At 45.3% G+C, this 10,195-nt stretch carries 5 protein-coding genes and 2 tRNA genes; 5 read left to right on the top strand and 2 right to left on the bottom strand.

Going from position 1 to position 10,195, the window contains the following annotated elements; all coding sequences use genetic code 11:
* The first annotated feature begins 2 nt into the window (after positions 1-2).
* Both ABWY16_RS08515 and ABWY16_RS08510 read left to right on the top strand, forming a co-directional pair.
* A tRNA-Met gene (locus ABWY16_RS08515) sits at positions 3-75 on the top strand.
* A 41-nt stretch (positions 76-116) separates the two neighbouring features.
* Positions 117-188 (top strand) — tRNA-Glu (locus ABWY16_RS08510).
* 41 nt (positions 189-229) lie between these two features.
* Here the strand turns inward: ABWY16_RS08510 and ABWY16_RS08505 are convergent.
* Both ABWY16_RS08505 and ABWY16_RS08500 read right to left on the bottom strand, forming a co-directional pair.
* Complete coding sequence (locus tag ABWY16_RS08505) at positions 230-838, bottom strand: 2'-5' RNA ligase family protein (protein ID WP_353904216.1); 609 nt, start codon at positions 836-838, stop codon at positions 230-232.
* A 95-nt stretch (positions 839-933) separates the two neighbouring features.
* Positions 934-2,115 (bottom strand): metallophosphoesterase, encoded by a 1,182-nt coding sequence (locus ABWY16_RS08500; RefSeq protein WP_353904215.1) that lies wholly within the window; start codon positions 2,113-2,115, stop codon positions 934-936.
* Positions 2,116-2,522: 407 nt separating this feature from the next.
* On the opposite strand from ABWY16_RS08500, the gene ABWY16_RS08495 reads away from it, so the two are divergent.
* From ABWY16_RS08495 to ABWY16_RS08485, 3 genes are all read left to right on the top strand, one after another.
* Positions 2,523-3,827: a DUF5723 family protein gene (locus tag ABWY16_RS08495; protein ID WP_353904214.1), complete on the top strand. Its 1,305-nt coding sequence runs from the start codon at positions 2,523-2,525 to the stop codon at positions 3,825-3,827.
* Between the two features lie 132 nt (positions 3,828-3,959).
* Positions 3,960-8,234 carry a cobaltochelatase subunit CobN gene (gene cobN, locus ABWY16_RS08490; protein WP_353904213.1) on the top strand — a complete coding sequence of 1,425 codons (4,275 nt, stop codon included), beginning with the start codon at positions 3,960-3,962 and terminating at the stop codon, positions 8,232-8,234.
* Between the two features lie 33 nt (positions 8,235-8,267).
* Positions 8,268-10,187: a magnesium chelatase subunit D family protein gene (locus tag ABWY16_RS08485; RefSeq protein ID WP_353904212.1), complete on the top strand. Its 1,920-nt coding sequence runs from the start codon at positions 8,268-8,270 to the stop codon at positions 10,185-10,187.
* The last annotated feature ends 8 nt before the right edge of the window (positions 10,188-10,195 follow it).

The following is a 10,195-nucleotide window of genomic DNA, read 5'->3' as shown; positions in this document are numbered from 1 at the left end:
AGTGCGGGGTGGAGCAGTTGGTAGCTCGTCGGGCTCATAACCCGAAGGTCATCAGTTCGAGTCTGGTCCCCGCTACCTGGAGAAGCAGCATCTGCAAAGATGAGTCGCTTTGAAAAGGCCCGTTCGTCTACCGGTTAGGACGCCAGATTTTCATTCTGGAAATAGGGGTTCGATTCCCCTACGGGCTACAAATCCCGTTTTGCGCTAAGTAGAACGGGATTTTTTTCGCTTAAAAAATCCTGAGTTGTTCATTCGTATCCTTTTTACCGCCAAGCTCAAAATCTTTCACAACCTGGTATTTTTCATTTGTCCCCAGGTCTTTTTCAGTAATCTTTCTTTTAAGCAGGCGGATACTGTGTGCGGTAAAGCTGGCCTCAAATTTTCTATTTTCCCATTCTTTCCATGCCAGAGTGAACTGCTTTTCAGTCATGTTCCTTGCAATCGTCACATGAGGATCAGTCAGGTAAACCGGACTGATAAGTTTTATCCCTGATAATGTTTTGAATCTTAATGTCTCAACCATATTTTTAAGCGCCCTGTACTCTTCCACATTAATGTATATGGTGTGGCGGGGATATTGTCCAAAACCGTTCAGAGTGATTTTCATAGCAGCACAATATGCAGCTGATACATCAAAATTTTTGACCAGATAATTTTCTGTAATTGGATGTTGTATAAAATGCAGCAGTGTGCAGTGGGGCTTTAATTGTGCTGCGCAGGTACATCCATACGAATTTGCAAATTCATATTTAATTTGAGTAATCTGGTTACTGATACGCTCCTCCGGAGAGATAACAAGTAAATATTTATTCAGCGGGTTTTCCATAAATCTTTTCATTTAGGGTCAGATTAGTAGCTAATAAAATTAATAAATGTTTCATTATCAAGTGTATGACCTGAAAAGGTTGAGAGGATTTATCTCATAAATTTATTTTATAATTCGCGCTTTAGCGTCAGCACAGCTACTTCAGGCCACATACCAATCCTGCCTTTTAAGCCCAGAAATCCAAAGCCCCGGTTCACATACAGAAAGCGGTTACTCTTCTCGTAAAGTCCTGCCCACTGTTTGTACACATATTTGATCGGACTCCATTTAAAGCCAAATAATTCAATTCCGAATTGCATGCCATGTGTATGTCCCGACAAGGTGAGGTGGATATGCTGGTCATGATTGAGTGTAACAGCATCCCAGTGAGAGGGATCATGCGACATCAGGATCTTGAAGGCGTCATCTGGCACCATGGCTGTCGCCTTTTTCAAATCGCCATATTTGTGAAAACCGCCTTTGCCCCAGTTTTCAACACCTAACAGAGTTATCGTTTGTTCACCTTTTTTAAGGGTTACCGCCTCATCCAACAGCAGGCGGAAGTCGATTTCAGTATGCACTTGTTTCAGTCTTTTCAGGTTATCATCTTTAGCCTCGGGTGTTATCCAGGGGATATAATCGCCATAATCATGATTTCCTAAGATTGAGAATTTACCCATAGGGGCTTTCAATCCTGCAAATGCAGGGATCCATCTGTCCATTTCTGAAGCCTGGTTATTGACCAGATCGCCGGTGAACAGGATTACATCGCTCCGCTGGGCATTAACAAGGTCAAGTCCTTTTTGCACACCTGCGGCGTCAGTAAAACTTCCGGAGTGAACATCTGTGATCTGCGTGATCGTGAAACCATCAAAAGTTTCCGGCAGATCCGGGAAATAGATTGTTTCACGTCTCACCCGGTAAAAATGTTTGCCGCGCGTAATACCAAACAAAACAGCAATAAATAATATAACTGCTGTTCCTAATGTTAGCTCGCTGACCCAGAGCGCCCTTGCTGGAAAACCGCGAAAGAGCCTTGTAATATCTTCAATCAGCAGAAATGGGAGCGAAAACAAGCGGGGAACAAATGCCAGCAACATCAGTCCCATGAGCCAGGTAATCAGTGTTTGCTGCATTTTTGAGCCTCTGCGGAAAAAAAATGCAGTAACTATGCCAGTCATTAATACCAGATCGATGAACCAGTAGGCCCAGCTGTAAGAGCCAGCATTTACAAGTGTTTGTACAGCCTGAAGAAAGTAGTAGTCAGTACCCAGCCACAGCAGGATAATCAAAGGGAGTCTTTTTGCCATTTGTATGATCAGATATGTTAGCATATCTGTATGCGTAGACGATTCAACTTCAAAAAGATTTTAAATTCATACTGACTTATTCTATTTACCATTATCTGTATTATCATAAATTATATGTTTGAATGCAGCTTCCGCCTGAGGATAATTTTGTACAATAACTATGTTTAATTGGGGTGTAAAGAATTTTAAATTTTATTATTTGATATAGTTGAAATGCTAATTTTTACTCCAGAATATAAGATAAAACTACTTCATTGAAGTACAGTAATTTCTTTTATATCTATACTATATTGTATTTTATATGAATAGTAGAAAATATAACGAATATTTCATATTAAAAATAAATCTATAGACAATATTGTGTCTTTAAATTTAAAATTATAATATTTGGAAAATCTTATAATGATATGGCTAAATTATACCTCTTCGGCCTTCTATTGATCTCATGTCAACTCAGGGCACAGCAGTTCGGGCTGTTCAATACGAACACTTTATTTGATGCTTTTGAAAACCCCGCTCAAAAGGCATTTGTTTATAATGATTCCCGGCAGTACGCATCTAACTTTTTGCTGCCATACCTGGGCATCAATGCAAGTAATCGCGGAGACGCGGGTTATGCTTTGCAAAGAAAGCTGAACGATGGTGCTATTGAGACCCGTAATCTGCCTATAGGTACAGGCAGGCGAAATAAACTATTTGGTTCCTCTAATATTTACCTGCTGACTTTCAGAACCAGCCCGTTTTATGAAAACAATCAAGAGCTGGGTTTCTCCTGGCAACTGCGTTCAGATGTTTATGCAGATTATACAAATGAAACGTTAGTTGCCTTAAGAAACTATGGTAGGTTCAACACTTCACAGAATGAGCTGTTCAATGGGAACGGCTACGGACAGTCATACCATCAATTTAGTGCGAATTACAGGGTAGATTATGGAGACGGTATAGCCTGGGGTTTAAAATTCGGTATACTGAGCGGAATTACCTATAATAACGCAAACGTTACGCAATCGAGTTTAGCTGTAGCACCAGATCAGTTGGCTGTAAGACTTACCGGTAAATATAAAGCAAGCTTTCTGCTTACCGGGGAATTGCACAGGAAGACACTGCTGCCGGATTTTAAAAACCCAGGTTTATCGGCCAGTTTTGGCACCACTTATACCACGGCCGCTGATGTATTTATCATGGCAAATATCAAAGACCTGGGATTTATCCGCTGGAATAAAAACTCCAGTTTTGTACTGTTAAATAATGACCTGGTCACTTTAAATACCGGGAATAACGGAATCTCAAAGGATTTTCAACGTAAAGTGGTAAACCTGCTGGAACGTAACAATCTGCATAAGGCATTTTATACACCAACCAATGCAAAGCTTGATTTCCTGATTTCTAAAACATATGATTTTTACAGCCCTGACTTCATAGTTTCCAAGAATTTGTTTTATAATGGTGGTGATATAATTCTGGTCAATAATTTTAAAATGGAGGAATTTACCTTCAGTTTGTCACCAGCTTTAAACATGAACCAGTTCCTGCTGATCGGAGCTCAGGGTCTTTACCAGTCGCCCAACTTCGAGTTTTTCGCAGGGACGGATAACCTGTTAAAATCTGCTGTGATTTTTAGCAGTGCTTCCTATTCGCCAAAAGGAACAATCGGCGCTTCACTGTATATGGGAGTAGGTATAAAATTTGGCAGTATCGCAGGCCGACGATAGCACAGTTTTTATCGGCCAGAAGGTATAGGACTGCGAACCGATATCCCTTACCATAGGTAAATGCTAAATATTCTTGATACTTTTGACAGAGCGAAATCTCAATTGTAATAGGTTTTAACATTTAAAAAAGCAATGGGCGAAATTAAACGGCAGCGGGTTACAAGAGCGGATGGAAAGGCCATTAACCTGGTTCAGAGAAGAGGGCACCTGTCCTATTGCTACAATGCCTGCTGCTGTGGCAGAACTGACAGGGGATTTAGTGCGGTACCGGTAGATCTGTATAAAAGCGAGTGGCTAGGCCGTAAACTGCGGAATGTTGTACATATGACCAAAGGCGGTTGCCTGGGGCCATGCACGCTTGCAAATGTGGTCACCTTGCTTTTTGACGGCCATTCGGTCTGGTTTCACTCTATCAACAGTGACTGGCAGGTGACGGCTATATTTGATTATATCGATAGCATGGTCGCGGCTGACGGTTTCCAGGTCCCACCGGCAGAACTCAGTGAATATGTCTTTCAGTTTTACACCTGGAAAGGTACGGAGGTCCCTTCGCTTAGTAGCCCGGCCGACCAGGCAAAGGAAGGCATAGTATTTCTTTCTCATGCTGATACAGACCTGCTTAGCCTGCACCGTTCATTACAGTTTCTTCCCGAAGAATTTCCCCAGACACTGGGCATAAATCTTCTGGCCGTGAAAAGCGAAGCCCATATGGCACAGCTGCTTGACCGCGAAATCGCAGGGGCGAAGATCATTATCCTCAGGATACTGGGCAGGCCAGGTACCATTCCAGGATTCAGCGAACTGGTAAGCCGCGTGAAAAAACAGGGGCAACACCTGATCCTCGTTAGCGGTACCAGTGATTTTAATCCCGAATATGCTGCAGTATCTACTGTTCCACCGGATGTCTTGCAGGAAACCCTGAATTATCTGGATGCAGGTGGACAGGTCAATATGGTTTCCTTGCTGCAATTTTTGTCTGACCGGCTGCTGATGACCGGTTTTGGCTTTGATGCCCCGGTCATATTGCCGCAACATGGCATCTACCATCCTGACTTGCCTGAAAATGCAAGTCTTGAAGACTGGCAGCAGCGGAGAAATGCTTCATGGGCAACTGTGGGCATCACTTTTTACCGTGCACATTTTATGAGCGGCAACACCGCATTTATTGATGCCATGATCAGATCACTGGAAGATAGAAGTCTGAATGTGCTCCCGGTTTATACGGCATCTTTAAAAGCATCAGATACAAATACTGGATGGCCATCTGCTTTCCGGTTTTTTATCATAGAGAACAAAGTTATAATTGACGTACTAATCAATACAGTTTCTTTCGCAATGCAGGACGGTAATGCTGTCTCTGCAGGCAAAAATATATTGAGTAAACTGGATGTGCCGATCTTACAGGCCATTACCAGTGGCATGGGCCGGAGTTCCTGGGAATCTTCCAGCAGAGGATTGAACCCGCTGGATACAGCCATGAATGTGGCGATTCCGGAATTTGACGGGCGTATCATTACAGTGCCTGTTTCATTCAAAGAGAAGGGAAAGGATGCGCAAGGATATGAGTCTCTCGATGACAGGATAGATAGCGTAGCTGGATTGGCAGTGCGTTTTGCCCGCTTAAAACATTTACCGAACAGGGAAAAAAAAGTAGCGTTTGTATTTACAAATTCGAGCACCAAGGCTTCTCAAATCGGAAATGCCGTAGGACTGGATGCACCGGAATCCCTGATGATGATGCTCAGAGCGATGCAGTCCGAAGGGTATAGGATTGATGGCCTTCCTGCTTCGGGAACGGAACTAATCCATGATCTGGTCAACCGCTGTTCCTATGATGAAACCTACCTCACGCCACAACAACTGGCCAATGCAGTAGGGCAGGTACCATTCGCTCAGTATGAAGGCTGGTTCAGCGAACTGCCTTCAGAATTACAGAGAAAGATAGAAAAACAATGGGGGCCCTCTCCCGGACAATCGTATATAAACGACGGACATATTGCTTTTGCCGGCCTTGAGTTTGGCAATGCAATGGTTGCCTTGCAGCCGCCGCGGGGTTATGGAATGGATCCTGATGCGATCTATCACATGCCTGACCTTGCGCCTACACACCATTACCATGCTTTTTACAAATGGCTGCGGAACGACTGGGGAGCAGATGCAATCGTCCATGTGGGCAAACACGGTACCCTGGAATGGTTGCCAGGGAAAAGTATAGGCCTTTCAGAAAATTGTTTTCCAGATGCATTTCTTGCTGACCTGCCCCTTTTTTACCCCTTTATCATCAATGATCCGGGTGAAGGTTCGCAGGCAAAACGCCGTGCACATGCTGTTGTAGTAGACCATCTTACGCCAGCCATGACCTCTGCAGATAGCTACGGTGAACTGGCTATGCTGACGCAGCTGGTAGATGAATATTACCAGGTGGAGACCCTGGATCCCTCAAAACTTCCGCTGCTGCAACATCAGATATGGAGCCTGATCAAACAGACGAATCTGGATAAGGACCTTTCCGTAATGCTGCAACGTGATCACGGTGATCACAAACACGAATGGGACGATGAGATGACCCCGGAGGGTGTGCCTGTAAGTATTACAGAAATGGACGGCAAGGATATTGCACATTTAATTGAGGATATCGACGGTTATCTCTGTGAATTAGGAGCTGCGCAGATCCGCAATGGATTACATACCCTTGGCCAGGCACCAACAGGAACAGCGCTGATCGACATGTTACAGTCGCTCACCCGTTTGTCAAATATTGGTGTCCCCGGACTTCCACCTGAAATTGCAGCACTGTTTGGTTTTGATATCAATGAGCTGCTCGACAGAAAGGGGCAGCGCCTGACCAATGTACCTCAGGATTTTATAGTTCTTGCCGGAAGACCGGTGATAACTGCTGCGGATGCCCTGGAAGTGATAGAGGAATTGGGAAACCACCTTTTGCAGCTGTTGCAAAAATATCATTTTAACCCCGGATCAGTACAGCAGGTTTATCAGGATACTTTTGGTAAAGCCCTTGCTGTAAGTACAGGGGTCATCAGTGTTCTGAGTTATGTCTGTGAGCTTTTGCTGCCTAATCTGGCGCAAACCTATGATGAGATCAGTAACCTGCTGCATGGTTTATCCGGTGGATATATCCCTTCGGGCCCAAGTGGAGCACCTACGCGAGGAATGGCGCATATACTGCCCACAGGCCGTAACTTTTACAGCGTTGACCCCCGTGCTCTGCCTTCACAGGCTGCCTGGCAGGTAGGTCAGCAGCTGGCAAACGAAGTACTGGAGCGTCACCTGAAGGAGAAAGGTTTCTATCCTGAGAGCGTTGCCATTAGTATCTGGGGAACAAGTGCGATGCGCACGCAAGGCGATGACGTGGCAGAAATTCTTGCTTTACTGGGCGTTAGACCAGTGTGGCAGCCGGAAAGCAGGAGAGTAGTGGGCTTGGAACTGATCTCCCTGGCAGAACTGAAACGCCCAAGAATTGATGTAACCACCCGTATCAGTGGTTTCTTCAGAGACGCTTTCCCACACCTGATTGACCTGATCGATGAAGCAGTACAGATGGCAATTGACGAAGAAGCTGAGCCTGCTGAAAATAACTTTGTACGAAAACATTATGTAAAAGACCTGGCAGATCTGCAGGCAGAAGACCTTTCCCTGGAACAGGCAGAAGAAAAAGCTTCATTCCGGATCTTTGGTTCACCTCCGGGCAGTTACGGCGCGGGGATACTGGAACTTGTACAGGAGCGGAACTGGGATTCTGATGCTGATTTCGCAACAACCTATATCAATTGGGGAGGATATGCCTATAGCAGAAGCGCAAATGGCGTTGATGCAAGGGAGGAATTCAGAAATAGACTGGCTACGGTAGAGGTTGCCCTGCATAACCAGGATAACAGGGAGCATGATATCTTTGACAGTGATGATTATCTGCAGTTTCATGGCGGGATGATTGCCTCTATAAGAAGCCTCAGCGGCAGGCAGCCCAAAAGTTATTTTGGTGATACTCAGAACCCGGACAGGGCAGCAGTGAGAGATCTGAAGGAAGAGGTAATGCGTGTTTTCCGGTCCAGGGTAGTTAATCCCAAATGGTTGGAGAGTATCAAAAAACATGGGTATAAGGGTGGCCTGGAGCTGACAACTACCGTGGATTATATTTTTGGCTATGACGCCACCGCACAGGTAGTGGACGACTGGATGTACCAGCAGCTCGCAGAAACCTATGTTTTGGATAAAGGAATGCGGGAGTTTTTTGCTAAAAACAACCCATGGGCATTACATGCGATCGCTGAAAGGCTGCTGGAGGCCGTACAGCGTGAAATGTGGGCGGCTTCTCCTGAAACACTGGAGGCACTCAAACAGCTTTACCTTGAAAGTGAAGCTTTACTGGAAGAAAGAAATGAAGTTTAATATCCTGCTATCAGGATGTAGAAAATATAAGCTATGAATTATCCGTTTACAGCAATTGTCGGGCAGGGAAAACTTAAAAAAGCTTTGCTGTTATGTGCCATTAATCCGGGAATCGGCGGTCTGCTGATCCAGGGTGACAAAGGTACTGCAAAAAGTACCGCTGCCCGTGCCCTGGCGGAAATTGTACCCCAGATTACCAAGATAACCTTCTGCCAGTTTAATTGTCCGGAGAATCATCCCCTGGATAGCTGTGAAGTCTGCCAGGAGGCTGAAAGATTACTTGAGCAAGTACAGGTTCCCTTTATCAATCTACCCATTGGTGCTACCGAAGAAAGGGTAATCGGTAGTCTTGACCTGCAGGGTATCCTGGTAGAAAAGAAAAAGAAGTTTCAGCCAGGATTGCTTGCAGCAGTTCACCAGGGCATTTTGTACATTGATGAAGTGAACTTACTGCCCGATCATCTGGTAGATGTATTGCTGGATGTAGCTGCCATGGGCGAAAACAGGATTGAAAGGGAAGGACTTTCTTTGAGTCACCCCTCTAAGTTTACACTGATCGGAACCATGAACCCGGAAGAAGGACAGCTGCGTCCGCAGTTCCTGGACAGGTTTGGCCTGATGCTGAGCGTTGAGGCGCCAGGCGAAGTGAAAGAGAGAACTGAAGTGGTCCGGAGAAGAATCGCTTTTGAAAATGATCCCGTATCTTTTGTTCAGCAATGGGAGCGGAGTCAGGCGAATCTGCAGCAACAGCTCCTGAAGGCTAAACAATTACTGCCTGAGGTTCAGTTGCATGATGACCTGCTAACCCTCATCAGTGAGATTACTACTGAACTGGGTGTGAAAAGTCTTCGGGCAGACATTGTGATGTATAAAACTGCCGTAACACTGGCTGCCTTAGACCAGCGCACTGAGGTTACTGCTGCAGATATCAGGGAAGCTGCGGAATTGGCTCTTGCCCATCGCAGCAGTAAGAGTCAAAGGCATTCGCCACCATCCACGCAAAAGTCAAATGACCCTTCACAGGCTGACCGAACATCATCGGACGAAAAAGCTCCTTCCAGTGAAAATAGTACTCCTGAAAACTTGTCTTCTTCTCAGCAATCAGCGGAAGAGGAAGAAAATGATGACAATTCAACTGCTGACTCATCTGATGAACAAATATTCGATGCTGGTGCAGCAATCATCCTGCCTACTGTTCAGGGATTAAGCAGCAGGGCTGAACAGCCGGGTAAACGTACAACGGTAGCCGATACAAAAAGAGGAGCTTACATCCGTCCTGTACCTTTTCAAAATGGCTCAGGTATAGCTGTGGATGCAACGGTAATACATGCCTTACAGCGAAATCCTGCTGAACTAGATATCACGATGGGTGATCTGCAGCAGAAACAACGTAAAGGCAGGATGAGTAACCTGATCCTGTTTGTTGTGGATGCTTCCGGCTCGATGGCAGCAAGCAAAAGGATGGAAGCTGTAAAAGGTACTGTGCTGCAGCTGCTGACGGATGCTTACCAGAAAAGGGATACTGTAGGCGTGATCGCTTTTCGCGGAATAGAAGCGCAGGTACTGCTGCATCCAACCCAAAGCATCGAACTCGCAGAGGAGGCGATGAGAACTTTACCTACCGGCGGCCGTACACCCTTGCCCCACGCCCTGCAAATGGCATTAAACATGGCGGATCAGTTCAGCAAAACTTATCATCCAATACTGATTATCCTCACTGACGCGAAAGCGAATGTTGCCCTGGAAGCTGAAGGCGATCCATGGAGCCAGAGCCTTGAACTGGCAGCGCAGCTAAAGAAAAATAACATTCAGTCGCTGATTGTAAACACTGAATCCAATTTCTTTAATTTAAACAAAGCCGAAGAACTGGCAGCAACGCTAGGTGCGCAATATATATCAATGGACGAAATCTCAGAAGAAAACCTGATGCCGGTTGTAGGCCAGTTACTGTAAGGAAAATA

The sequence above is a fragment of the Pedobacter sp. genome, from assembly GCF_040513095.1.
Lineage (GTDB): Bacteria > Bacteroidota > Bacteroidia > Sphingobacteriales > Sphingobacteriaceae > Pedobacter.
This window is presented reverse-complemented; position numbering and strand designations above follow the sequence as displayed.

Coding starts and splice junctions, on each gene's coding strand:
- ABWY16_RS08505 (WP_353904216.1), bottom strand. CDS start 838: ATGAAAAGATTTATGGAAAACCCGCTGAATAAATATTTACTTGTTATC.
- ABWY16_RS08500 (WP_353904215.1), bottom strand. CDS start 2,115: ATGGCAAAAAGACTCCCTTTGATTATCCTGCTGTGGCTGGGTACTGAC.
- ABWY16_RS08485 (WP_353904212.1), top strand. CDS start 8,268: ATGAATTATCCGTTTACAGCAATTGTCGGGCAGGGAAAACTTAAAAAA.
- ABWY16_RS08495 (WP_353904214.1), top strand. CDS start 2,523: ATGGCTAAATTATACCTCTTCGGCCTTCTATTGATCTCATGTCAACTC.
- cobN (WP_353904213.1), top strand. CDS start 3,960: ATGGGCGAAATTAAACGGCAGCGGGTTACAAGAGCGGATGGAAAGGCC.